We start from the raw sequence: 23,926 nt of genomic DNA, 5'->3' as shown, positions 1-23,926 counted from the left end.
GACTTCACACTTAACTGCCTTAACTCATTGAAAGTCAAAAAAAAAATTCAAGAAAGGCGTTGACGCCGCGGAGAATATCATTAAGATACGCAGCTCCTGACACGGGGTGGTTAGCTCAGTTGGGAGAGCGACGGCCTTACAAGCCGTAGGTCACAGGTTCGACCCCTGTACCACCCACCACTTCTCTTACTCTTGCCAGGCAGGAGCAATAAAGAGAAACAGGAATGCGGACCGGTAGTTCAGTTGGTTAGAATGCCGGCCTGTCACGCCGGAGGTCGCGGGTTCGAGTCCCGTCCGGTCCGCCATATACAAAAAAGCCCTGCTCGAAAGAGCGGGGCTTTTTTGTTTGTGATTATTTTTTCTTTCCTTTAATTTTCATCTTCCATTATTAGAACCACACCCACTAAAAACAGACCCCGGCAGATCGAGCAAACCTAACTCCAAGTTAATGGAAGCTTCCCCTCAACAAAGCACAACCCAACCAAAAAAAGGACCGGCAAATTTTTACGATCATTTTCCGCACTTAAAAAACTTGCCGCGCACAGATAAACCGGCCGCTACAAAAAAATTATTCTCCCCGCCAACACCAATTTAATTCCACCCATTAGTACCAGGGCAACCCCCCAACAAAAAGACAGCAATCATTTACTTTCTGCCAAAAAATAACCAAATAATTTCACAGCAAATATTCTTTAAGCAGAAGTTGGTGCTTTTTTATTCCATTAATTATTTTTAAACCTTTTTCGTAAAAAGCTGTTGACCGTGAAAAAAATATCATTAAGATACGCAGCTCCTGACACGGGGTGGTTAGCTCAGTTGGGAGAGCGACGGCCTTACAAGCCGTAGGTCACAGGTTCGACCCCTGTACCACCCACCACTTCTCTTACTCTTGCCAGGCAGGAGCAATAAAGAGAAACAGGAATGCGGACCGGTAGTTCAGTTGGTTAGAATGCCGGCCTGTCACGCCGGAGGTCGCGGGTTCGAGTCCCGTCCGGTCCGCCATATACAAAAAAGCCCTGCTCGAAAGAGCGGGGCTTTTTTGTTTGTGTTTTGTGAAAACACCGAACAATAATTAGCTTATCCAGTATTTCAAATATTAACTTTCGGCCAATTCAGTTTCTGCCTTTTCGAAATCGGCATGTAACAGGCGGGTTAACTCTTCCAGATCTGGCATCTCCGCAAAGTGCTCGCCATTTCCGGCGATAAGATCCCAGGCTGCCTTGGAATCCACGTGCAAATGGGCAACTACCTGACTCTCCAAGCTCCCCTCTATCAATCCTGCGGGAACCCAGAAGTGCGTGGTGTTGCTCATCAGGTGGGGGACTGTACTACCGCAGCCGCTACAAAAGTCTGAGCGATATCCTGTTGGAGTGCGGTAAGAAGAAACCTTGTCCAACCCTCGCACCCAGCGAAACTGATCACGCGCCACAAACATTGCAGTATCTGATGCGGAGCCACTCAGTTTGCGGCAGAGCGAACAATGACACTGATAAAGGCTTGGTAGTGGCTCATCCAGCTGAAACTCGACTGCGCCACAGAGGCACTTTCCATTCATTCCTTCCTCCTTACCATAAGCTGAAATTCAGAGTCTTATCTGAAATCGAAATAGGGTAGCAACAATATCCCATCCCTACCTTAGACTCCTATAACGGCACGAGGAAGTAAATGCCAATTGGTACTCCATCCGACCTTATGGAAACTAAAAGGGCTTCTTATTCTTTAACTAGCGCCGTCAGTACATGGTCCTCCCAGCGCCCATTAATCAACAAATAACGCTTAGCATTGCCTTCAACCACAAAACCAAGCCGACGTAAAAGAGCTGCCGATCGATAATTTTCAGGCATGTAATTTGCCATCACCCGATTTAGCCCCAACTCCTTGAAGGCGAAAGCAATTACATATTCGCACAATAAGTACATTACCCCCTTCCCTTCAAAACTTTTGTCCACCGCGTACCCCATATTACATGCCTGAAAAGGCCCGCAAACAATGTTGGTAAGAGAACAAGTAGCCACAACCCGGGAGGATTCCGGAAAAGTGATCAGGAAGTATGCTCCTCTCCCCTCCTGTTGCTCTATATGCCAACCCTGTAATCTCTGCTGCCACGCTCCAAGACTATGGTAACCACTCCCCCTGGCTGGCTCCCACTGGCGCAAATGATCCGCGTTACTAGAATAAAAACCGGAGAGTCCCTCAGCATCCTCTATCCTCACCGGCCTAATTTCCATTTCTTCCCCAATAAAAAAAGCAACGACAAGGCTTCATCACTGAACCTTAAAAAACTGCGAAAACAAATCGACCTCAGTCTGCTGCCGACGCAGAAAAGGCGGCGCTCGCTTCACCCCGCAAAAAATGCCACCCTAGCGACCTCCCATCTTGATAGCCTTGCTCAAGCAACTCAGCCTCTTGTGTAAAGCGCTTTACCGGGAAGTCTTCCGGCGGCGCAATGACCGAAACGCGGCAATCTTTTGGGGGAGATTGAATAAAGTCCAAAGCGCGGTTGTAGCGCTCTCCCCTCTCCAGGACAGCTTCAAATAGCCGCGCGTGATCGTGGAAGAACTGCTTAATAAACTTTGGCGCCGCCCCAACCGGTTTGCGGTACCCCAACGGGCGTGACAGCACAACAGTAATATCCCTTGCGCCCTGCTCATAAGCACGAATAACCGGAATGGAGTCGGCAAGCCCTCCGTCTGTCATTGGCTCGCCGTCAACAATGGGAAATTCACGATACGCCATCGGAATAGCGCAGGACGCAGGGAACACTTCATGCATGTTCTCTTCCGTCACTCGAACATAATGAGCTTCACCGCTATTGATGCTGGTAGTTACCGCGTAGAGAGGCACTGCATTATCGATATAGCTTTGAATATTTAATGGCACGTCCTTGTAAGAGGCATGCCAAAGCCAACTAATATCGCAAAAATGCCCTCCTTTTAAATAACGCCGCCAATCTATAAAGTCCGTACGGCGCGCATGATCAAGCAATATCCGGCGACTTCGCCCGTAATCCCCCGCCAGGTATCCAATCAGGTTTGTCGAGCCTGCAGAGACTCCAATTGCGAAGTCGAAGGGACAGTAATTCGCTTCGATAAAAGCATCCAACACACCCGCGGCGAATATGCCGCGCATAGCGCCACCCTCCACTACAAGGGCAGATAAAGATTCTTTCTTTGTTAGTTCACTTGCCATAGGTAAACCGCCATAAAAACACAAAATCTCAATACCACACCCGAAAATATGGCTTATGGGTCATAAAATTCTCCAGACCCGCCTCAATATCACCACTGACTTAGGACAAGGTCTTTGCCAACTTGATTCCACCAGCACTATGATTGGAGAATTCAGGCTATTTGTCCTTAATTGAGTAATTTATGCCATCTGCCGTTTTTCAAGCCCCGTGGAGCCGTCAGTTAAAAATAATCAGTACTATAAGTGCCGCTCTCTTACTGGCCATTCCACTATTCCTGATGACTAAGGCCCCACCCACGCCGTCCCTACTCTTTAGTATCGCTCTTGCACTACCGCCAGCCATACTGCTGTTAGGCGCCCTGTTCATGGTCAGAGGCTATGTCATTCAAAATAACAACCTGTTTGTTCTCCGCCTGGGCTGGAGGACACGAATCCCCTTGCAGGACCTCAGAAAAGCCTCAGCCGACCCTTCAGCTATGCAAGGATCGATCCGTATATTTGGAAACTCTGGACTATTTGGCTACACAGGCCTCTTCCAGAACAAGAAGCTGGGGCGCTACCGCGCTTTTGCGACCGATCACGACAAGGCCGTAGTACTAAACTTCCCTACCAAAACACTGGTTATCACCCCAGACAGGCCAGAACGTATGGCTGAAATACTTAACCGGCATACTTCCTAGCCCTGCCACACATCCGGCCAGCGGGAAAGCTCAACTCCTGCGGCATACTTGGCTTTTTTCAGGACGAGCAGCATACTCCTGCAAAACGTAATACTGGTAAGGAAGTAAATGAGAAAAGTTGTTGTTGCGCTGGCACTCGCCTTCGGCGCCCTGTCGGTAAATGCCCACTCCGCCTGCGTTATTTTACTTCACGGCCTCGCCAAATCTGATAGCTCTATGGCCAAGATGGAGCGTGCAATCAGCAATGCAGGATATAAAACGGTCAATGTGGACTATCCTTCCACAAAGTTTCCCATAGAGAAGCTGGCCGGCAAAGCAATCGCACCAGCATTGGATGCTTGCACCGGTGAAAATGAAATTAACTTCGTCACCCACTCTATGGGCGGCATTCTGGTTCGCCAGTATTTGAGCAAAGTGAACATTGAAAATTTGAACCGCGTGGTTATGCTAGGGCCTCCCAACAAAGGCAGCGAAGTGGTAGATAAGCTCGGTAATTTTCCGGGCTTTCAGTTTGCTTTTGGCGATGCCGGATTACAGCTGGGCACCGGCGCAATGAGTGTTCCCAACAAACTGGGAAAGGCAGATTTTGATGTTGGTATTATCGCCGGGACACGCAGCATTAACCTCCTACTATCGCAAATGATACCCGAAACCGACGATGGCAAAGTTTCTGTCTCCAGCACCAAGCTAGAGGGCATGAATGATCACTTGGAAATGCCTGTTACCCATGTATTTATGATGAAAGATAAAAAGGTAATCTCCCAGGTCCTCCACTATCTGGAGCATGGTGCTTTTGCCAAAAGCAAACAAAACCCAACCCCTGCCAGTCCAGGCAATACAACCGGGAACTAACCGGCTCGGCAAAACTTAAAAATTGGCAATATTTTTTTGCCAAAGGTTATCGTTAGCAACCCAGCCTATGAGCGCGGAAAATAAAAACTCTATTTATGAGGGAATAACCAAGATGCAATGGCAATGGTGCAGCTTTAATGAACTTTCCATCAACCAGCTCTATGAAATTCTGCGAGTGCGCCAGGAGGTTTTCACCGTAGAGCAGGACTGCCCCTATCAAGATGCCGATGGCAAAGACCAGCATGCCTGGCACCTGATCTGCTGGGACGGGAACAATGAAAACCCACAAATAAAGGCTTACCTACGCGTTGTATTTCCCGGTGAGAAATATAGTGAACCCTCCATTGGACGAGTACTTACCGCGGAGTCCAGCCGCGGAACAGGACTAGGCAAAGAACTTATTTATCGCGCTGTCAAACAGACGCAGAATGAATACCCCAATAGAGGAATTCGTATTTCTGCACAGGAACACCTGGCCCGGTTCTATGGGGAATATGGTTTCGAGAGGGTATCCGACCCCTACGACGAAGACGGCATACCCCATATAGAAATGCTGCGCCCGGCATCGTGACGAATACCGGGCAATTCTCCTCGTTAGTTACTGCCCACAGCGCCGCTCACCGCAGCAGCAAAATTGCTATCGCGGCGACGCACCCAGGTATACAGACAAGAAGCAGCGATACCGGCAGCAGTTAGCAACCATACTGCATTGGCCACCAATGAGGCACGCACAAAAGAGTCTGCACCGAAAATAGAAGCATGCACAATGACCGCCATTAGACATGCGATGATGGTCGCCACTCTCAATAATATAGACCAGCCTGTTGCAGTGCCCGCAAAAGCGGCGACCACGCTTAAACTTAACGTGGTTAGCCAGAACACTTTTACTGCCGACGCAGTAAAGGCCAAATAAGTCACCGCGCTCAAGGCTATAGCAAAGGGTATCCCCCAAACCTGGGCCATCCATACACGCTCAAGCCGCACAGCCGGAGCACCTCTCTGGCGCTTGCGCACCAACCAAATATTGATACCCGAAACCACAAGCACACACATGCCAATACCCAACAGGAAGTAGGCAATTTTCACAGGGAATCCGGAGAAATGGCCGAAGTGCAAACGGAAGGTGGAAAGATAGACCTGCTTAGCGCTGTCCCCTTCAGACCACCCCTCCTTCTCAATCAGGCTTCCGTCTGGATTAAAGTGATAGCGCTCTCCCCAAACCAGTCGCTCGGGAACACGAGTCCATATTTCTACCACCTGCCCCTCGCGACCAGGGAAAGCCACCTCCAACCTGGTTCGCTCCTCTTCGGGGGCAATACGCTCCATTTCTGCGAGTACAGCGGCAAAGTCTGGCAGTGAGGTTTCGGGAGCATTTTCTTGCATAACCGGATGCTCACGATACAGGATGTGCTCAACTTTCTCTGCATCCCCATCGTAGAAAAGGCCCGCAATTGCAAAGGCTGCAACCTGGGAAAGACCGATAAAGGCACCGGTAATCGCGATGGCCAGATGGAAAGGAGAAGCCCAGACACCAAGGCGGTTATGCAGATCCACCTGCTGCAAGCGCTTAGACCCGGATAGCCGGAAAGAGAATGCATCTTTGATAATTTTGGGGTGCGCGAGCAATCCAGAGACTATCAGGGCCGCCATTAAAACACCTATCAGCCCCACTAGCGGCACCCCCAAACCCAAAGGCAGGTTCAGGGCGAAATGCAAATAGGCTAGAAAGTGTGTCCACTCATGTTTTACCTCCCCCAGAAGAGCGCCGTCCTCGGCAACATAGCGCTCAATATCACCAACCTCGACAACCAGCCGGGGCATATCTGTATTTGGAATAGTGAATTTTACTGAGTCAAACTCTTCATTTTGCTCTTTTGCCAGCGCAATCGCCTGCTCAGCAGCAGTCTGATACACAGACGCAGCCACACTGAGATTTTCCAGTTCGGAGGCCTGCTCCCAGCGTTCAAATTCATTGTAAAAAACTGCGAGTGTTCCGCTGACACAGACAATGTATAAAAGTGTCGATACCGCCAGTCCGAGAACCGAATGCCCATCGGTCATATTTCTTACAAAAGCAGGCGTCGGCTTAAAGGATAATTTCACGTTAGATCCCTACTCAGGTCCGTTTTACTAAGCTGCCACAGCGGGAATGGCAAGTTTCAACATCAGGCCACTGAGCACTGAAAATGCCAGCAGGCCTGCCGAAGGACGCAACAATTTTTTGTCGGCACAAACCCACACCATCGCCAGGGTCCAAATGGTCACCGAAACAAAAGCACCACCAACTAGTCGCCAACTATCAGAGAGGCCGGTAAAACCAAAGAAAAGCAACCCGGCAACGATCCCGCTCACCAAGGGTAAAAATGTGGCACTTAAAAAACGCAAAATGCCCCGCAACCACAATTGGCGCAGGGCTCCGGGCTCTGAAACACCACCCGATCGTTGCTTTTCAATAGGCCGGGGGCCGCTGGGCCATTCACCCCTAACGGCAAGTAATGCAAATACGCCGAGCATTACTATTAAGGCGGCAATACTGATCCCAAATTCTGTACCGACTGCCAGGCTCCAGCCAACGGCCGACAAAACCAGCATTGCCCAACCAAGCCAACTACGTAATGGCTGAGCCCCCTTACTGGACCAAGCCGAGTACAAGGAAAAAATACCTGCAAAGGCAAAAACACTGGCTAACCCAGCAACGAAGTAAAAGGAATCTTGCATAACCACCACACTGGGAAATTTCGCTTCCCGGCTGATTGTTAAAACGTAAAAAAGGGAGTCTGCCCACAGACTCCCCCTGTGGACAAACTCCCAGCCTACTCTAACTTAGAAAGTGTAACGTGCCTCAGCAGTTACATAACGGCGCTCACCGTAAAAGCAATCACCGCGGCTCAGGCAAGAAGTCGTGTGAATTTCATCAGTCAGGTTCTTCACATTCAGTTGGAACTTCCAGCTTTCCAGGGTATAGCCGATAGTAGCGTCATACAGGGTGTAAGAAGGATTTTCGGTAGGGAAATCTGCAAAAACATAATCGTAATAAGCAGCCTGCTCGGCATAAGCAGTTACCAACTGCGCATGAACTTTATCAATACCGGTGTAACTGTCACCAACATGACGAGCCCCTACTCCAACGCTTAGACCAGGTATCCACTCACTAAAGTCATAGTTTCCCCAAAGAGAGAATTGCTCCTCAGGCACAGTCTCAATTTCAGTGCCAACCTCAAATGGATCGCTACTCTCTACTATTTCAGTATCCATCTGGCTGTAATTAGCCACCAGTGTCAGATTACCCCACTGCCCACTGGCCTCAAGCTCAAATCCATCGATCTGCGCCTCACCGATTTGTCGATAGGACCTGTCAGGACCGAAAGTTAAGCGATTTTTCTGCTTAATCTCAAAGGCAGAGGCAGTCATCAGGATATTAGTGCCTTCTGGCTGGTATTTAATACCGGCTTCAATCTGCTCCCCTTTCACAGGCTCGTAGGTACCGCCCTGGCTATTCGGATCTGCTAAAACAGCCTCAAAAGATTCTGAATAACTAACATAGGGAGATACACCGCTGTCGAAGGCATACATCACGCCAAATCTTTTTGTGAGTTCCGTCTCTCTCTGCTTGTCGCTAGCCTTCGTAGAAACATTGCTATGGGTCCTAGAAGACAACCTATCTTCACGCAAGCCCAAATTAAAAATAAAGTTCCCAAGGCTAACTTGGTCCTGGAAGTAAATACCTACTTGCTCAGCATTGACATCGGTAATTTCTCTATCCAGCCCTTCCAGTCCCTCTGGCACATAACCATAAACCGGGTCAAAAATATCGATATCACCACCGTAGCCACGGGCTCTTAAAATACTGTTATCGATTTCTGCATTCTGGCTATCAACACCCGCTGAAATCTGATGTTCAAGAGAGCCTGTAGTCAGCTCGCCTGACAAGCGCAGGTCAAAAATCAAAAGGTCGCTTTTCGCATCTTTCATATAGACAGTCCGCGATACTTCACGGAGGTCTTTTTGCAGACGCAATGCAAGTGTGTAGTCAGCATACATCGAGTTGTAGTCAACATCCCCTTTTGAATAACGGAGGCCCGCATTGATACCCCAGCTATCATTCAAGCGATGATCAACCCACAAACTATAAGCGGTTTGCTCAGTATTGTATTTATCCCAACCCGGCTCACTAATAAATGTGTCAGTCGGGATTTCACCGTTTACGTTATCGACAATGGTACCGCCCCAAGGTAGGAAAGCTGCAGTGGTACCGGTCTTTTCTTCCTGGTGATTCACCAGGAAAGTAATCTCAGTATCCGCACTGGGGCGCCAGGAAACGGAAGGCATTAACAGGGTGCTGTCATCATCAACATGATCAACTTGAGCATCGGCATCGCGAGCGTAACCCACTACCCTATAGAGCCACTCGCCATCGCTATCGAAAGCACCTGTTACGTCACCAGCTATAACTATTCGATCATAGTCACCGCCCTGTACCATCAGCTCACCGCCAAACTCCTCTTTGGGGCGTTTGGATACCAAGTTAACTATACCGCCTGTAGAACCCTGTCCATAAAGCACAGAAGAAGGCCCCTTGAGGATTTCTACACGCTCAAAGGCATACAGGTTTGCACGTGAACCGGTATAACTGCCGAAAGTAGTTTTTAGTCCGTCGACAAACATGATTGGCTCAACAGCACGAACGGTAGACCAGTCACCGCGAGCATCAACGCCAAACAAGCCACCATTCACACCGGCAGAGTACTGCAGGATATCCTGCACAGTTTTAGAGCCAGTTACATCGAAGAAATCTTTATCGCGCAGAGAAATAGAGAACGGCGTCTCATCAACCGGAATATCTTGCTTGCCAATAGAAGTCTGGCGGGACAGGTTCAGCTCGCCGGTTACATGAACTTCTTCAATACCCTCATTCTTATCCTCTGCTGCAAAAGCTGCAGTAGAGCCGCCTGCTGCAATAGCCAATGCCAACAGGGAGTGGCTCAGCCCAGAAAGAATGGGAGAAGAGTTTTGGCGTAAACCTTGGATTCGAGCGGTGCCCATGGATATCCCTCAAAATTCAGTGGAAATATTATCTGCCGCAGCAGTTGCTACCGAAATAAGTTGACGCGGATCTTAATAGGAATCGTTATCACTTACAACTTTATTAGAACATTTTTTTACTAATGCGGTCTGGCCCGTGTCCTTATTGCAGGCAAGGGAGCAAACCTGCGCCTGAAATAGATACTCTGGAGGAGCGAGGTGTAAGCACATGGGACCATCGAAATTCAGCCTCGCTCATACCCAGCACAAGCCATGAATTAATCGATATTTTTATATTTAAAAAGATGAATAGAAGGGACTACCTGGCAAAGATCAGGTTGATTTTTAGTTGGGGAGAGCTTGGGCAAGAGGCGCCCAGGAACCCGGACACCTCTGAGTGGAAACTGAAATGATGCATCCCGGGGTGGGTAAAACCACACCGGTGCTACTCATTATGGCGTTGGATAGGTATAGCTGGCTTGCAGCCCCAAAGGCATACCCAGATTCCAGTAAATCACCAGGAATATGGACCAGCAGATCAGGAACACCACCGAGTAGGGCAACATGATAGATACCAGTGTACCAATGCCTGTTCCCTTCACGTAGCGCTGGCAATAGACAACTACTAGTGGGAAGTAAGGCATTAACGGCGTAATAATGTTGGTGGAAGAATCACCTACACGGTATGCCGCCTGGGTCAGGTCCGGAGAGAAACCAATCTGCATCAACATGGGTACAAAAATGGGCGAGAGCAGCGCCCATTTAGCAGAGGCCGAGCCCACAAACAGGTTAATAAATGCCACCAGCATAATAATACCCATCAGGGTAATTGGGCCCGGCAGATTCATGGCAGCCAGCAGGCTGCCTCCCTCTACTGATAACAGGGTGCCTAAACCGGAGCGGGCAAATTCAGAAATAAACAGGGCACAGAAAAATGCCATCACGATGTAGTAAGCCATGGAGCCCATGGTCTTGGACATCGCATTGATCACATCCTTACTTTTACGGAAGGTCCCAGCGGCATATCCAAATACAACTCCAGGGATAACAAACAGTAAGAAGATCAGCGGCACAATAGACTTCATAACCGGCGCGCTAAAGGAGGCCAATTGCCCCTGGGAGTCGCGCAATGCAGAAGTCTCTGGCAACATCCAGGCGATAAGGCCCACAACTCCAGCCACCATGACAGTCACTGCCAGGTACATCGCCTTTTTCTCGCGAGCACCCAGCTCCTGCATTACTGGCATATCTTCTTTGTCCCCATCAATGGCGACATTCTTCAGGCGGGGCTCAATCACCTTATCGGTGAGCCACCAGCCCAACATAGTTACTACGAGACAGGAAGCCGAAGTGAAGAACCAGTTATTGAGAGGGTTTACTTGAATCTCGGGATCAACAATCTGTGCCGCGGTTTGGGTAAAGCCCTGCAGCAAGGGATCAATGGCCGAAGGAACAAAGTTTGCTGAGAAGCCTCCGGATACTCCGGCAAACGCCGCAGCGATACCTGCCAAAGGATGACGGCCAGCCGCATAGAAGATTACACCGCCCAAGGGGATCACCAATACATAACCGGCATCTACAGCGGTATGGCTGACAATCGCCACCAGAATCAGCATCGGGGTAAGCAGCATCTGCGGGGTCACCGCCAGTAGCTTTTTCAGAACGGCATTAATAAAGCCACTCTGCTCCGCAACGCCAACGCCCAGCATGGCCACCAGCACCACACCAAGTGGAGCAAAGCTCGTAAAGGTGGTCACCATACTGGAGAGGAAGCGAGCCAGCTCCCCACTGGAGAGCAGGTTGGTCACCTGGATTGCCTCACCGGTGGCTGGATGCAAGGTATCGAAACTTACTCCAGACAACATCCAGGACAGCACCCAGATAGCAACCATTAATACGAGGAAGAGTACTGCCGGGTCGGGAAGCTTGTTCCCCACCACTTCAATAAAGTTGAGCGCCCGGTTGATCCAGCCGTTCTTGTTCGCGTCGCCACCCTCTGCAGGGTTAGCTTGAACATTTTCCATAATGAATCCCTGTTGTATCGTTATATTTTTATTAATGCTCTTTTATCTATAGGACGGCTACGGAAGCCATAGCCTCCCAACTTTAATTCAAAACATTACTTACCGATCTTGCGGATACCTACCGCATGGCGCAATTTCTCAATAAACGGAGCAGAGTAAGCGCTCGCCTTAGCCGCCCCTTTTTCAAGCTCTGCTTCAATCTGAGATGGGTTTTCAAGCAGCGTGTTATACCGTTCACGGGCTTCACCGATCTGACCATTAACCAGCTCGAATAGCTGCTTCTTGGCCTCCCCCCATGCAATACCCTCTTCAAACGCCTTACGCATTTCTGCGGTTTGCTCTTCAGTAGCGAATGCCTGCCAGATCTGGAAGACCGTTGAAGTATCAGGATCTTTAGGTTCTCCTGGCTCCAGAAGATTGGTCTTGATCTTATTGATGTGCTTCTTCAGTTTCTTCTCAGGCAGGAATAACGGAATAGTATTGCCGTAACTCTTGCTCATTTTTCGACCATCAAGCCCTTGCAATACGGCAACATGGTCGTCCACTACCGCCTCTGGCAGCGCGAAGTGTTCGCCATAATGGTGATTAAAGCGTTGGGCAATATCGCGAGCCATTTCTATATGCTGGACCTGGTCCTTGCCCACCGGCACTTTATTGGCATTGAACATCAGGATGTCTGCAGCCATCAGGATCGGATAGCTATACAAACCCATGGTCACACCGAAGTCAGAATCTTCGCCATCCACACGGTTAGCATCCACGGCAGCCTTGTATGCGTGGGCGCGGTTCATCAGGCCCTTGCCAGTCATACAGGTCAGCAGCCAGGTCAACTCCGGGATTTCATGAATATCGGACTGCCGATAGAACACGACATTGTCTGTATTGAGGCCCAACGCCAGCCAAGTGGCGGCAATCTCCAGGGTGGATTGATGTACCTGTTCCGGGTCCTGACACTTGATCAGCGCGTGATAATCGGCCAGGAAGTAAAAAGATTGGTTATTCTCGTCCTGGCTGGCCGCGATAGCCGGGCGAATGGCGCCAACATAGTTACCCAGGTGAGGAGTGCCGGTAGTTGTAATACCGGTCAATACGCGCTGCTTGGTCATAAATCCTTTGTTTCCTGTACTGAATTCAGGCAATAAAGGGCGAATCATAACCTGTTCGCGGCTAGGGTTGTATCAACGGAAGGGATCGGCTTCCAGCCAGTAAGCCCCCTGCTCTCATCGCCAAAGACTCACTCCTCTTCTATAACCCCAAGCCTTTCCGGACAGGCGAATTGCCTTTGGTATTGCCCGGGGGATATACCGAAGGCTTTGCGGAAATGGTGGCGAAGGGTTGCGCTACACTCAAAGCCTGCAATTTGCGCCACAAGATCGACGCTCTTCTTGCCAGACTCCAGCGCCTTCTGCGCCATCCTTAAACGCTGCTGAACCAACCACGCCTTCGGAGCGACTCCCATAGACTGGCGAAATTTCCTATCAAAACTGCGACGTGAAAGATGGGCCTGCTCTGCCAGATCCCCCACCATGATAGGTTTATGCAGATTGGCAAGGGCCCAATCCAGCGCCCCCGCGAAATGGTCTGGCCGCTTGGGAACTGGAGTCTCCACGAACTGGGCCTGCCCTCCCTGTCGGTGGGGAGCCATCACCAAGCGCTTAGCCACAGAGTTGGCAAACTCATGGCCATGGTTGCGACGCAAATACTCTATCCCCAGATCTATTGCCGCCGAGCTGCCAGCCGAACAGGCCAGCGCACCCTGCCAGACATAAAGCACATCCCCCACGTACTCCACATTGGCAAAACGCTGTTTGAAGACATCCCCATAGCGCCAGTGGGTAGTAGCTTGCTTCCCATCGAGCAAGCCAACTTCAGCAGGCAGAAATGAACCCGAGCAGAAAGTCAGGATTTGCCGACCCTCCGCAACGAACCCCTCCAGAGCACCGTACAAAGAGTCCAAATAACGATCTTTGGCCAGTGACGTAGTAGACCAGCAGGGAACCACTAGCAGATCGTAATCCAACAAACTGCTGATCTGCTTACATTGCAGAGACACCCCGCCCACGCCTACCGGGGCTTCTGGGGCAAAGGAGACCACCTCACCCTGATAGAGCTCATCCATACCCGGGCGAGACAAACAGAACAGCTCAGTCGCGCAGCCAAGTTCAAACAAGGCAACTTGCCGGTGCACCAGAATCGCTACTCGCTTTGGATCACTACACCCCATTGGCCCAGCCCCTTTATCAGTCATCACCATTCAACGCTTGGCTCAAACTTAACGCTATTTGGCGTTCAAGCCAATCGCCTAATTGTCAGCCAAGGAACAAACTATGCACAAGCTTTTATGAGAGTAAGAACCAAGGAGATACTTATGAGCTCAGCTGTAAGCCGCTTCGCCCCAGCCAGCAGCCAACAAGCCCTGCTTCATTTTCAGGAATTGCTGGCCTACGAGACCGACTGCTGGGATGTCCACCATGCCATTACCAATGGGCGACGGGATTTTGTTCTGCTGGATGTCCGTGGCGAAGAATCATTCCGGCAAGGCCACATCCAGGACGCTCACTCCCTACCCCACCAACGTATCAATGAAAAATCTATATCCAACTATCCAGCCAATACACTGTTTGTTGTCTACTGTGCAGGCCCCCACTGCAATGCCACAGAGAAAGCCGCTATCAAGCTTGCCAAATTGGGTCGCCCGGTAAAAAAGATGATTGGTGGTGTTACTGGTTGGATAGATGAAGGATTTCATCTTATTAAAGATAGCGAAACTACCAACGCCGAGTAAGCAAGTTGGATCTTGTCTCACCAATTCAGAAATCAAGGGGGCGCAGGACTGCGCCCAAAATCGTCTCCCCAAGCTGAATTCCAATAAAGAAAAAAGAGACCAATGCAAATACGTTACGCAATGCCTTGCGATGGTGCCCAATTATTAAAAATGATGCGTGCCCTCGCCAAATTTGAAGGTTACCTAACTGAGTTCAAAGTCAACGAGCGTGAACTGAAAAGCCGGCTATTCGATCAAGCAGATTTCAAGTGTCTAGTCGCTGAAGATAATGGAGTAATTATTGGCTACTTGGCCTTTTACCCCCTGCCATTTACTTATGACTTAACTCCCTGGTTCTGGATTAAGGAACTATATGTAAATGACAGTATGAAATACCGCCGAAAAGGAATAGGCAAATCTTTAATGCAACAACTGATCCATGAAGCCCGCAAGCAAGGTAGTACAAAAATAAAGTGGGAAGTACTTTGCTCGAATATCAATGCGCAAGATTTCTATAAGCAGCTGGGCGCATCTGTAGAACAGCAATGGCAAACCTGGTCCCTTAGTACAAAGGAAGCCAAAATCAACTAACACTTACAAAGAAGCCCTATCAACCGCCACCCAAAATCCCACACAAAAAAGAGCCTCGAAATCAGCTGGATGAGCTGCGGAACCGGTTAAGTCAGATACTACAAATATGCTTAACTTGTGAAAGCATGAGATTCCTTTAGCCACCTAAAAATCCGAAAAAATAATAGTGCCTGTAAAAATTTAGGCGCACGAATAATCTTATTGGATTTTATTTGGTTTTTATCTGTGTCAAAGCCGCGTAAAATCAATAGATATTTATCAGTATTGCGGCTGGTTATCAAGCAAGCTGTGTAAGGCTCATACCTTAAAGGAGCCTAAAACTTTCACAATGATCCACCCTTCAATAGGAGAGCGGTAACGTGACCTAAGAATAGAGAAAAGGCGCTGACCCAAGGTGCTACCAACACCAGGGGCCAGCTAACCAAATTGATAGAGAAAGTATCAAGTTGGCTATATGCATAGTACGCTAGAAACCCGCTCGTCTTCAATAAAGTCGAGAATATTCAGCAGCTTGGAGCGACTTCCCAAGCTTCGGGAGCCTAGCGTCCGCCTTTTCCTATTTTGTGCCCACCGCTCCCGCGCCCCACCCCTCAAGCCCTCCAAATGTCGACTTCTAAGCTTTTCACCCAAAAGCGCCCACCCATGAATTAAGTATTAACAGGAAATAAAAATGTTGATCTTGAAACGCCGGACTGGCGAAAACCTAAGAATTGGGGCGAATGTCTCTCTCACCGTATTGGAGGTTAACGGTAATCAGGTAAAGATAGGAATACATGCCCCTAAATCCTTATCTGTTCACCGAGAAGAAGTTTATATCCGTATCCAAAAGAAACAGGAGGCAAGCAATAGAAACCGTTGAGAATATGGCCCTCACCGGTTGTATTCTGCGGCAAATTGCCAGTCTTGAAGCAGCTCTATTCGTAACGAGAATCTCATTAAAAAGATAGCTATAGAAATCAGCCGAAGTATCCATGCTGCTTACCCCAACAGAGCAATTGTTCATTTTCCAAATGTAATGTTTCGTGTACCTAATAGAATAACAAGCCAGAATTTTTTTACGCTACCCTTACAACTAAAACGGAATGGAGGGTATAAACATTTATCATATTGATTGATAAATATATCCTCCATCCCAACTTCTACCTGTTATTCACCCGCCACTTTAGAAAGATAAAATTGATAAGCACGGTTTGCAACCTGGTGACCTATCGCCTGGCCCGCCGGAACTGAGGGCTCAAAGTGCACACCTCCCCAAACACGACTATTACCACAGTCTTCTTCAAATGAAGTCCAGGTTGGGAAGTGCAAAGACAAATCGGTTTGTGGTGTTATGCCTGGCTCAATCTGCGAGCTTCCTGCAAACGCTGACACGGTGTAGCCCAATGTATCACCTTGGGGTAAAAAGAGACGGCTTGTTTCAGCATGCGCGGCACAAAAGCTGGCAGAAGCAGACGGATACTCTGGGTGATCAGCAACAGGCAAATAGCTGGTCCACTGACTAGCAGGCAAATCATTTACCGTTCCTTTTCCCACTCCTCCCCAGGCAGTAACAGGCTCGTCTTTATAAATATACCGAACTGCAGAGAAGGGACGTACGGAATTGTGACGACGCTTCTCCTTCCAAATCGCAATAGCAGTATCAAAGGCAGCCATATTAGTCAGGAAATCGTAATGAATGAAATCCATCAGCGATAAACCCTGAGCCTCCGATGCAAACACAGCAGCAAAGCCTAAGCTGAAGATCTTCATATCAAACAGCTCTGCCTTCATTTTCTGCTCATCAGTTAAGTTAGCAGACGTAGTCAAAACATCATTTACTTGCGCCACGTAACTTGGATAGTTCCATATTTTTGATTTTAGAGGTACCGGCGAAGTGAATTCATCCGGAGACTCATAACTGTATGGCCTCGTCAGCGCTATCTGGGGCGTGACAAATTGTTGAACCCGATATACGCCAGGGCGCTCCATTAAAACTGCTGGCTGCCACTTTGAAGGAAAACGTAATTTATAGGCAGTGTTAGCTGGTTTGAAATCGGTATAATCGGCATAAGGTAAGCGGTGATACAACTGATTACCCTCATTACCCAGCTGATTCATGCCGTCATTAACACGCCCTTCCAATACTTTTCTACCGGCATAGTTCCCTATACCAATCGGGGTAGTAGTATCTTCTGAAAAGTTATCAGGATCTAACCCTAACTCAAGTAACAGATTATCCCATTCAGATACCAAGTGTGGGAACAACCCACTCAATACCTTATGAGACGCATAGGAAAGTGCAATATTTAGCTCACTGTTATCTGTCGGCTCAGCCATCCGAGCAATATCTGAGTAAATTCCTTTGGCAGTCGGATGATAAGGGGCTGTGGCATCAAACCAAGAGTTGGTAATTAGCGTCGTAAAACGGAGCACTAAAGTGGCGTCGTTAGCAGCGGGAGACACTTCAAAAATTGCACACGCCGCTGCAGGAATAATATTCTGCACTGCGACGTTGCAGCTTTCCAGATCTGTAGAGTTACACTTGGGTGGCAATTGAACGTCTTCCAGTTGCGGGCAGGTTAACGCCTGTGCCTGCCAGCTCGCAGAAATAAATAATACCCCGGCAATCCCTTTTAAAGCCCTTTTATAAATCTTATTTTTAAGCATCGATCTATCCATTTTTACTTGATTAGCGTGTTTGAAAGGCCCCTTTAGGCAACTAAACACGTATTATTAAAATCAGACATACACACTTTAAAGATTCATTAAACTCCCTATACTCTTGCCCCCTTTTTTAAACCAGAAGTAACCACAACGTTCACACTCGGAAAACCCAAATTGAAGATTAATACTGTTGAAATGTCCATTTGCTGAAGCTTTACAATCAACACATCAACTTGCACCAAAAAAATTTAGTCTCCGCCACCTATGCTCCAAAAACTTAAAAATTATCTATTTGATTTCAATAATATTTTGGTTAACCTACTCTACGCTGTGGGGTCAGTGAATCCCCTCCTATATAGAGAAGAGCCATATTGGCTCTGACACTTGGTATATAATGGTCAAACTTTACAACTATAAAACTGTTGTGACTGGAAAATTCACCTCAGGAACTCCAGCCAAATAAATTCTACTGAAATACAGCCTATTTCTGTAACCAAGTTGCAAACCGAAATATAAGAAAGAATAGTGTTAACTTATTAACTAGAATCACGAAGCCCTTAAAAATATATTATTAATCTTACATCCTACCGCCTGACACTCCCCACTAGTAACGCAACCTGATGAGAATCAAGTGAAAACTATGCAGCGGCCATATTGTGATGCAATCATTTGTTACATTTTTACTAACTGGTTGCCACTAAGAGTTAGCCCAGGTATCTCGCCTAAGAAACCACCGAAGTGAGCCTAACAATTTCGAGAAAGCCTAACCGATCAACACATTTTAGCCAAGCACGCAAAAATACATCAACTTACAGCCAGGATTAATCTCGCGTGAAAATTAAAAAAAGAAAAATTAAGATTTTTTGTGATAACATCATGAAGTTATGATTCATGTAGATAACTCAAGCCACTAATCAAATGACTTCCAATTGACAGCTCGAACTTGCAAATTTTTCTTGTAATTTGTCATAGCTGTAAATCTAGACTTAATAAGAAGTTATCAGTCTTTCCTACTGAATTTTGATACACTTTTAAATAGAGAAATAAGCGTTCAGCCAAACACCCACGGCAAGCAATGTCACCAACAAGAATAACCCAAGAAAGTCTTAGGTAATCTGTGCGGACTAGTACTAGAGAGATCCTGTTTAGCCCGGTTAGCACTCAAGGCTGCCCCAGATTGCGCCAGCTCTTGACGGGCTTACATTTTGTGAATATCAGTAAGTTAGAAGGCGCCATATTGGAATGAAATCATTTATATGCATCTTATGATTTTTCCGCTATCGCAAGCGCATATCACTAAACATCAGGGTTACTGAAAACTTAACCTGCTGCCTCATTAGGTAATATACTAAAATAAACCATTGTTTAATCTGTTTACAACATAAACTCCTTACAACGAGCATTTCATCAGTTTACACCCACCAACATGTGGAATAAGTGGATGTGATTCCAATTTAATATTCTTAATGCTTTTGAATCCGTGCTCTTCGTAAAGCTTAATGGCTATGGTATTGTCAGAAAATACGATAAGACTTAGCTCACTGTAGCCTTCATTTCTTGATTTTTCTTTCGTCTGTTCCAGCAATGATTTTCCAATCCCTCTCTGCTGATATGCCTCATCAACACACATAGCACCTAGAAAATAACTCCCTTCAACCCTGCTGGAATAAAATTCTCGAAACCTATTTAAACGATCCGGGGGAAGAAAATTCACTAACTCTTTTGTTATACAGTGAAACTTTGCAGGATAAGACAAAGCTACCCCGACAATTTCCTGATTAGACTCAGCAACAATACAACTACGGAAAGTATGTGGATAAATATCTTGCTCCAAACCATTGGAAAGCACTTCAATAGCTGGCACATTAGGTATCAAATCATGAAATAGATACTCTACAGCTCCGTCAGATGCAATATAGTCTAGCTCTGCAATACGGCGACAATCATCCTTTTTTCCAAGCCTGTAGTTCACATTCATATCTTATCCTAAACCAATATATTTGACGGTATATTTCAGATATACACTAAGTTTTGGACAACAATCATGTTTCCAGGTAGATAACAAAACTGTTAACTCAGAGTTTTTGATTTCACCAAACAGTCTATTATAAAATGCTAATTCCATATCTATAGACTAAAGGTATGTATATACCAGTCACACCAAACAAGTACTTGCTTACCTGAAAATCATATAAGATAGCGATGAGGCTAACATGTAGTGCCAGCCCTTGACCAACAGCTTGTGTAGCATAGGAAGTTGAAAATACGACACAATTAATTTTGGTCAACAGCATTTATCTTAAAAAGCTTATTCCCTTCAAAAACCAAACTGTAGTAATTGGTTTTTCCATAATTAGTAACTTGAATGATCCACTCCTCAATCTTCATTACCCGAACCCTGTTCCCCGCAGCATCTTCCCGATCAATATACCCAATAACCTCTTCACTTACGGGCTGGCCGCAAGCGCTCAACACCTTATACTTAATGTCTCCTACCGATATCAACTCGTTGCCGCATCTCAATGCAAAGGCGTTGTTAGCAAATATTAACAAAGAAATAAAACAAACAATCTTCTTCATATCAACTCTCTTTTATTGCCGTTCTCATCAGAGGACAATGCTATATATCTAGTCCAGAAATGTGCATAAAGCAACCAGTAAAAAGGTGGATAACCAAGTACTATACCTGGTTATACACCCGTACCTGCTGTGCGTAATCGATGGTACATGGTAGTAACAAACCTACCACCAAAAATCATTGCGAGTGAAATTTGCAAAACAGTGACATAACCGTAATTGATAGTTCCCTGAGTAAAAAGCTGGCCAACAATAACTCCCACAGACTTTAAAGCCCAGTAAACTCCTATAAGAAAAGTGCCAGCCGCCACCAGTCCCTTCTCAGAAACAGGGGCATCCCCATCGCTAGATCTGATGATTTTAGGTGCTATTTTTGGAGCCAATACCCAAAGAATTATGCCAATAACAGCTGGCACTACTATCGACCCAAGAACGGGAGCAATGGGTATTGGCCCACTGATACCCCAAGATGCAGGTGCAATGATAAACGGTAGGGCATTTCCTAAATTACTTAGAACCAGATATGCCGCCAAAATCTTAATCGTCAATTCTGAAAGCTGTTTCATATTTTTTGTCTAATACACCTAAAATAGCAGGCTGAGTTTTGCGCCCTTAACCAGCTTTAACCATTTGTCAAGTGGCTTTCTAGGATAGAAGCTCTTACGGAATCCATGCTATACACCCCACAGCATCACTATTACTTAAAATTAGATAATTACTGCCATTACATAAGTGCCAAAACCCTGATTCATAACCTACTAAGCTTCACAACTAGTACTTAGCAACATAGTTGAGTGCTATGAGGGAATCTTAAGAACACTCTCCGTCAAGCTAAGCTCTTTCCTTCAAACCGGAATTAATATCGATCTCGTACGTAATGATTGAGGAAACTCCGTCATGGTTGCTCTTAATGCTAAATCTTCGTACATGCTGAACCTCCGATTCAAAGTTTAATATTCTCTCTATTAAACTATGAACCTTAGCTGAACAACCACCTAGCATTGACTTTTGGGGCTACTTGATAGGGCGCCCCTAGAACACATTGTTACAACTTTTTTACTAGGCAGTATGTTGTATGTCCTTTGGGGTAATCTGGCAACTCACCATAAACTTTAAAGCCAAGTTTTTCATAAAAAGGACGAGCCTGGAAGCTTAATGTTTCCGTGCGAATATATTGAAACCCCTTTTCAAGAGCATATTTTTCAGCAGCAGCCACCAATTCACTACCAACACCTAGACCGCGGGTATCCTCCGACAACCAAAGTAACTCGATAATGCAATAGTTCCAGAACCCTGTTGCCCGGATGCCACCTTGAATTTCTCCATTTTCACTTTTAGCAAACACTGCAAATTTAGTATCTTCTTCAAATACAACATCATCCGGAATATACTTCTGATTATATTTCTTTATCCCCTCGCTAATAAATTTTAAATCTTCTTTTTGTGGGGTTGATGTTACTTCGATGTTCATTCACACCTCCTTAAGTATTTGGTAAATTCTGAGGGGGTTATAATTCACTGAAAAGTGATAGATTAGTCATCTTGGTAGCCATAACACAAAAGTAGAGTCATAAATAGTTCGTGCAATGAAAATTATTCGGCCACAGGGCTTTGCATCGTGAAGCCAGCTACATCCACTAATTAAATGAATTATTTTGCGGATCATATACATTGCCATACCACCAGGCCGGTTCTCCTAGTAGCTCACAGGCCTTGGTTCCAGTTTCCTCGATAGTCTTAAACCAATGCTACTGGAATAGTTAAAACGGTAGTACGAATAAGGTTCCCACCACAACGTATGCTAAGCTACGGTAACTTTCTATCAAGCTTTGAAAGATTTCGAATCAATTTGAAACAATATCAGAAGCTTTTACTGAAATATTGCCACTATATTCAATTACTTCAAATTTACCCATTTTAATTGATCATTTGGATAACTTCGCCACTGAAACGCCGCATATCCAATTCATAGATAACTTAACATTTATAAAGTGATCATGACAACTATCCCGAAATATCCATCAGTACACAACCTTATGATTTTATTTTAAGCTAATCAAGTTACTATTCAGAAATAGCAGTCACGGTAATTGAACCTACAGTCCAGGTCTCGTCACTTTTCGTCACGGCACAAATTTATGCACATACACTTCCGGAGCCCGCTGGTTAATTATCGAGCAAATCAGTTTGTTTAGAGCAGAGCATCTTTAAGTTGAGTGATTATTTTAGGGAGAGATTAAAAGGAATACCGACCTGGTGAGATTTGATCATCACGTCGGATTTCTTGACGTCAAACATCTTGTCATCAATTGGCAAAAAATTACTGAGCTAGTCAAAGTAACTGAGAAACTATCCTAAACAAAATAGATTTGTACTGCTTCTCTACCGATTCTCGAAACACAACTGCTATGGATATTCTCAATTCCCAGGGATAAGTGTGCGAATTAACTTTCCACGTTAGTGCCCTAACCTGTAGTAGAAGTAGCTTTTAACGGGCTTGATTTACTCTGAGATACCTCATAGAACCATACTAACAACTACAATCAATCGCTGGGCTGCACAGAAATTAACCAGCGATAACTTTGGTATTTAGGGAATTATAGCGAAGGGGTAAATAGAGATAGTATTTTTTCAAAGATCCCTATTTTTCTCTTGCAGTTCTCCAGCTATCTGTGACAATGATACTGAAATTACTACCTTCGCAAATCCTATTTTACATCCTTACTTCTATCCTCGGATAACAAGGGGGGAAGCGAGATTGAAGCAAAGAATATAGACACCAACCTTCATGTCACCATGATACATACAAGTACTCCACCTCAAAATCAGAGAACTAAAGAATTTATTTCGGAAGTAAGGCCAGTTACCAAGCTTCCTTTACAGGGTCAGCTATTCGAGTGTGAATTCAATCCCAAGGAGTATAGCGACCTTTTATTTAAGGCTCTGGATGTTACTTTATCTGAAGATGTTCGTTTAGCTCGAGACAAACGTAAATCTGAGTTTCTTGCAGGGAGGTATTGTGCCCAACAAGCTTTAAATCATTATGGTTATCAAAATATTGATATTCCGATTGGGCAGGACCGGTCCCCGCAATGGCCAAAAGGTGTGATTGGATCTATTACACATGCGGGTAATAGAGCTGTTTGTGCAATCAGCAGACAATCTGTTGGGCTTGGTATTGATTATGAATTACCCGTGACAGATAAGACCGCCAATGAAATTGGTAACCTGATAGTGAGTGAAAAGGAAAAGCTATTACTCTCCAATTCCGGCTTACCTTACGCCAATTGGTTAACTTTGATATTTTCTATCAAGGAAAGCCTGTTCAAAGCCCTCTACCCAAAAGTAAAACAATATTTTGATTTCCTCGACGCTGAAGTTTTCAGCATTGACCATGTACAGCAAACAATATCTTTGAAACTACTAAGGAATCTAACCCCTGAGGTGAGGTCGGGTCAAATATATGATGGAAAATACTGTTTCCATCAAGGAGGTATTCTCACACTTATTGAATATTGATACCCTTGATAATATTAGAATTAATGAGCTTTTGGTAAAAGAACTACATTATATAATCGGCTCCC

The 23,926-nt window shown here is 46.1% G+C and carries 21 protein-coding genes and 4 tRNA genes; 11 read left to right on the top strand and 14 right to left on the bottom strand.

Annotation, left to right across the window (positions count from 1 at the left end):
* Window positions 1-104 precede the first annotated feature (104 nt).
* From ACJJJB_RS04855 to ACJJJB_RS04840, 4 genes are all read left to right on the top strand, one after another.
* Window positions 105-180, top strand: a tRNA-Val gene (locus ACJJJB_RS04855).
* Between the two features lie 48 nt (window positions 181-228).
* A tRNA-Asp gene (locus tag ACJJJB_RS04850) sits at window positions 229-305 on the top strand.
* Window positions 306-801: 496 nt separating this feature from the next.
* A tRNA-Val gene (locus ACJJJB_RS04845) sits at window positions 802-877 on the top strand.
* A 48-nt stretch (window positions 878-925) separates the two neighbouring features.
* Window positions 926-1,002, top strand: a tRNA-Asp gene (locus ACJJJB_RS04840).
* A gap of 94 nt (window positions 1,003-1,096) precedes the next feature.
* Here ACJJJB_RS04840 and ACJJJB_RS04835 read toward each other — a convergent pair.
* From ACJJJB_RS04835 to ACJJJB_RS04825, 3 genes are all read right to left on the bottom strand, one after another.
* Window positions 1,097-1,555 carry a GFA family protein gene (locus ACJJJB_RS04835; RefSeq protein ID WP_353375077.1) on the bottom strand — a complete coding sequence of 153 codons (459 nt, stop codon included), beginning with the start codon at window positions 1,553-1,555 and terminating at the stop codon, window positions 1,097-1,099.
* A 157-nt stretch (window positions 1,556-1,712) separates the two neighbouring features.
* Complete coding sequence (locus tag ACJJJB_RS04830; RefSeq protein WP_445365826.1) at window positions 1,713-2,228, bottom strand: GNAT family N-acetyltransferase; 516 nt, start codon at window positions 2,226-2,228, stop codon at window positions 1,713-1,715.
* 73 nt (window positions 2,229-2,301) lie between these two features.
* On the bottom strand, window positions 2,302-3,189 hold the full coding sequence (locus ACJJJB_RS04825) for a patatin-like phospholipase family protein (RefSeq protein WP_020414775.1): 888 nt from the start codon (window positions 3,187-3,189) through the stop codon (window positions 2,302-2,304).
* Between the two features lie 182 nt (window positions 3,190-3,371).
* Between ACJJJB_RS04825 and ACJJJB_RS04820 the strand changes: the two genes are divergently transcribed.
* From ACJJJB_RS04820 to ACJJJB_RS04810, 3 genes are all read left to right on the top strand, one after another.
* The gene (locus ACJJJB_RS04820; protein WP_445365825.1) at window positions 3,372-3,869 is read left to right on the top strand and encodes a PH domain-containing protein; all 498 of its coding nucleotides are present in this window, start codon (window positions 3,372-3,374) and stop codon (window positions 3,867-3,869) included.
* Window positions 3,870-3,977: 108 nt separating this feature from the next.
* Window positions 3,978-4,721 (top strand): esterase/lipase family protein, encoded by a 744-nt coding sequence (locus tag ACJJJB_RS04815; protein ID WP_445365824.1) that lies wholly within the window; start codon window positions 3,978-3,980, stop codon window positions 4,719-4,721.
* Between the two features lie 67 nt (window positions 4,722-4,788).
* Window positions 4,789-5,292, top strand: coding sequence for a GNAT family N-acetyltransferase (locus tag ACJJJB_RS04810; RefSeq protein ID WP_445365823.1), 504 nt, complete (start codon window positions 4,789-4,791; stop codon window positions 5,290-5,292).
* A gap of 23 nt (window positions 5,293-5,315) precedes the next feature.
* Here ACJJJB_RS04810 and ACJJJB_RS04805 read toward each other — a convergent pair whose 3' ends face one another.
* From ACJJJB_RS04805 to ACJJJB_RS04780, 6 genes are all read right to left on the bottom strand, one after another.
* Window positions 5,316-6,824, bottom strand: coding sequence for a PepSY-associated TM helix domain-containing protein (locus tag ACJJJB_RS04805; RefSeq protein ID WP_445365822.1), 1,509 nt, complete (start codon window positions 6,822-6,824; stop codon window positions 5,316-5,318).
* A 27-nt stretch (window positions 6,825-6,851) separates the two neighbouring features.
* On the bottom strand, window positions 6,852-7,439 hold the full coding sequence (locus ACJJJB_RS04800) for a hypothetical protein (protein WP_353375074.1): 588 nt from the start codon (window positions 7,437-7,439) through the stop codon (window positions 6,852-6,854).
* Window positions 7,440-7,544: 105 nt separating this feature from the next.
* The gene (locus ACJJJB_RS04795; protein ID WP_445365821.1) at window positions 7,545-9,764 is read right to left on the bottom strand and encodes a TonB-dependent siderophore receptor; all 2,220 of its coding nucleotides are present in this window, start codon (window positions 9,762-9,764) and stop codon (window positions 7,545-7,547) included.
* A gap of 431 nt (window positions 9,765-10,195) precedes the next feature.
* A complete protein-coding gene (locus ACJJJB_RS04790) occupies window positions 10,196-11,767 on the bottom strand; it encodes an AbgT family transporter (RefSeq protein ID WP_445365820.1) in 1,572 nt (523 codons plus the stop codon).
* 95 nt (window positions 11,768-11,862) lie between these two features.
* A complete protein-coding gene (locus ACJJJB_RS04785) occupies window positions 11,863-12,873 on the bottom strand; it encodes a tryptophan--tRNA ligase (RefSeq protein WP_020414766.1) in 1,011 nt (336 codons plus the stop codon).
* 128 nt (window positions 12,874-13,001) lie between these two features.
* Window positions 13,002-14,015 carry a helix-turn-helix domain-containing protein gene (locus ACJJJB_RS04780; protein WP_445365819.1) on the bottom strand — a complete coding sequence of 338 codons (1,014 nt, stop codon included), beginning with the start codon at window positions 14,013-14,015 and terminating at the stop codon, window positions 13,002-13,004.
* 120 nt (window positions 14,016-14,135) lie between these two features.
* Here ACJJJB_RS04780 and ACJJJB_RS04775 point away from each other — a divergent pair, with 120 nt between their 5' ends.
* From ACJJJB_RS04775 to csrA, 3 genes are all read left to right on the top strand, one after another.
* Window positions 14,136-14,552 (top strand): rhodanese-like domain-containing protein, encoded by a 417-nt coding sequence (locus ACJJJB_RS04775; protein ID WP_444945323.1) that lies wholly within the window; start codon window positions 14,136-14,138, stop codon window positions 14,550-14,552.
* Between the two features lie 102 nt (window positions 14,553-14,654).
* A complete protein-coding gene (locus tag ACJJJB_RS04770) occupies window positions 14,655-15,122 on the top strand; it encodes a GNAT family N-acetyltransferase (protein ID WP_282951086.1) in 468 nt (155 codons plus the stop codon).
* Window positions 15,123-15,792: 670 nt separating this feature from the next.
* Window positions 15,793-15,981, top strand: a complete 189-nt coding sequence (csrA, locus tag ACJJJB_RS04765; protein WP_020414762.1) for a carbon storage regulator CsrA — start codon at window positions 15,793-15,795, stop codon at window positions 15,979-15,981.
* A 287-nt stretch (window positions 15,982-16,268) separates the two neighbouring features.
* Here csrA and ACJJJB_RS04760 read toward each other — a convergent pair whose 3' ends face one another.
* The 5 genes from ACJJJB_RS04760 to ACJJJB_RS04740 all read right to left on the bottom strand — a co-directional run bounded on the left by ACJJJB_RS04760 (window position 16,269) and on the right by ACJJJB_RS04740 (window position 21,813).
* Window positions 16,269-17,768 (bottom strand): vanadium-dependent haloperoxidase, encoded by a 1,500-nt coding sequence (locus ACJJJB_RS04760; protein WP_445365818.1) that lies wholly within the window; start codon window positions 17,766-17,768, stop codon window positions 16,269-16,271.
* 1,387 nt (window positions 17,769-19,155) lie between these two features.
* Window positions 19,156-19,743, bottom strand: a complete 588-nt coding sequence (locus tag ACJJJB_RS04755) for a GNAT family N-acetyltransferase (protein WP_445365817.1) — start codon at window positions 19,741-19,743, stop codon at window positions 19,156-19,158.
* A 296-nt stretch (window positions 19,744-20,039) separates the two neighbouring features.
* A complete protein-coding gene (locus tag ACJJJB_RS04750) occupies window positions 20,040-20,345 on the bottom strand; it encodes a DUF2845 domain-containing protein (RefSeq protein WP_020414759.1) in 306 nt (101 codons plus the stop codon).
* A 110-nt stretch (window positions 20,346-20,455) separates the two neighbouring features.
* Window positions 20,456-20,908, bottom strand: a complete 453-nt coding sequence (locus ACJJJB_RS04745) for a hypothetical protein (protein ID WP_445365816.1) — start codon at window positions 20,906-20,908, stop codon at window positions 20,456-20,458.
* A gap of 479 nt (window positions 20,909-21,387) precedes the next feature.
* The gene (locus ACJJJB_RS04740) at window positions 21,388-21,813 is read right to left on the bottom strand and encodes a GNAT family N-acetyltransferase (protein WP_353375064.1); all 426 of its coding nucleotides are present in this window, start codon (window positions 21,811-21,813) and stop codon (window positions 21,388-21,390) included.
* Window positions 21,814-23,138: 1,325 nt separating this feature from the next.
* Here ACJJJB_RS04740 and ACJJJB_RS04735 point away from each other — a divergent pair.
* Complete coding sequence (locus ACJJJB_RS04735) at window positions 23,139-23,861, top strand: 4'-phosphopantetheinyl transferase family protein (protein WP_445365815.1); 723 nt, start codon at window positions 23,139-23,141, stop codon at window positions 23,859-23,861.
* The last annotated feature ends 65 nt before the right edge of the window (window positions 23,862-23,926 follow it).

Source organism: Microbulbifer variabilis (assembly GCF_052468405.1).
The sequence above is the reverse complement of the archived record's forward strand: the minus strand, read 5'-3'. Positions and strand labels throughout refer to the sequence as shown.

Coding starts and splice junctions, on each gene's coding strand:
- ACJJJB_RS04740 (WP_353375064.1), bottom strand. CDS start 21,813: ATGAACATCGAAGTAACATCAACCCCACAAAAAGAAGATTTAAAATTT.
- ACJJJB_RS04780 (WP_445365819.1), bottom strand. CDS start 14,015: ATGACTGATAAAGGGGCTGGGCCAATGGGGTGTAGTGATCCAAAGCGA.
- csrA (WP_020414762.1), top strand. CDS start 15,793: ATGTTGATCTTGAAACGCCGGACTGGCGAAAACCTAAGAATTGGGGCG.
- ACJJJB_RS04735 (WP_445365815.1), top strand. CDS start 23,139: ATGATACATACAAGTACTCCACCTCAAAATCAGAGAACTAAAGAATTT.
- ACJJJB_RS04745 (WP_445365816.1), bottom strand. CDS start 20,908: ATGAAACAGCTTTCAGAATTGACGATTAAGATTTTGGCGGCATATCTG.
- ACJJJB_RS04810 (WP_445365823.1), top strand. CDS start 4,789: ATGAGCGCGGAAAATAAAAACTCTATTTATGAGGGAATAACCAAGATG.
- ACJJJB_RS04830 (WP_445365826.1), bottom strand. CDS start 2,228: ATGGAAATTAGGCCGGTGAGGATAGAGGATGCTGAGGGACTCTCCGGT.
- ACJJJB_RS04835 (WP_353375077.1), bottom strand. CDS start 1,555: ATGAATGGAAAGTGCCTCTGTGGCGCAGTCGAGTTTCAGCTGGATGAG.
- ACJJJB_RS04795 (WP_445365821.1), bottom strand. CDS start 9,764: ATGGGCACCGCTCGAATCCAAGGTTTACGCCAAAACTCTTCTCCCATT.
- ACJJJB_RS04755 (WP_445365817.1), bottom strand. CDS start 19,743: ATGAATGTGAACTACAGGCTTGGAAAAAAGGATGATTGTCGCCGTATT.
- ACJJJB_RS04760 (WP_445365818.1), bottom strand. CDS start 17,768: ATGCTTAAAAATAAGATTTATAAAAGGGCTTTAAAAGGGATTGCCGGG.
- ACJJJB_RS04770 (WP_282951086.1), top strand. CDS start 14,655: ATGCAAATACGTTACGCAATGCCTTGCGATGGTGCCCAATTATTAAAA.
- ACJJJB_RS04750 (WP_020414759.1), bottom strand. CDS start 20,345: ATGAAGAAGATTGTTTGTTTTATTTCTTTGTTAATATTTGCTAACAAC.
- ACJJJB_RS04815 (WP_445365824.1), top strand. CDS start 3,978: ATGAGAAAAGTTGTTGTTGCGCTGGCACTCGCCTTCGGCGCCCTGTCG.
- ACJJJB_RS04825 (WP_020414775.1), bottom strand. CDS start 3,189: ATGGCAAGTGAACTAACAAAGAAAGAATCTTTATCTGCCCTTGTAGTG.
- ACJJJB_RS04775 (WP_444945323.1), top strand. CDS start 14,136: ATGAGCTCAGCTGTAAGCCGCTTCGCCCCAGCCAGCAGCCAACAAGCC.
- ACJJJB_RS04800 (WP_353375074.1), bottom strand. CDS start 7,439: ATGCAAGATTCCTTTTACTTCGTTGCTGGGTTAGCCAGTGTTTTTGCC.
- ACJJJB_RS04785 (WP_020414766.1), bottom strand. CDS start 12,873: ATGACCAAGCAGCGCGTATTGACCGGTATTACAACTACCGGCACTCCT.
- ACJJJB_RS04790 (WP_445365820.1), bottom strand. CDS start 11,767: ATGGAAAATGTTCAAGCTAACCCTGCAGAGGGTGGCGACGCGAACAAG.
- ACJJJB_RS04820 (WP_445365825.1), top strand. CDS start 3,372: ATGCCATCTGCCGTTTTTCAAGCCCCGTGGAGCCGTCAGTTAAAAATA.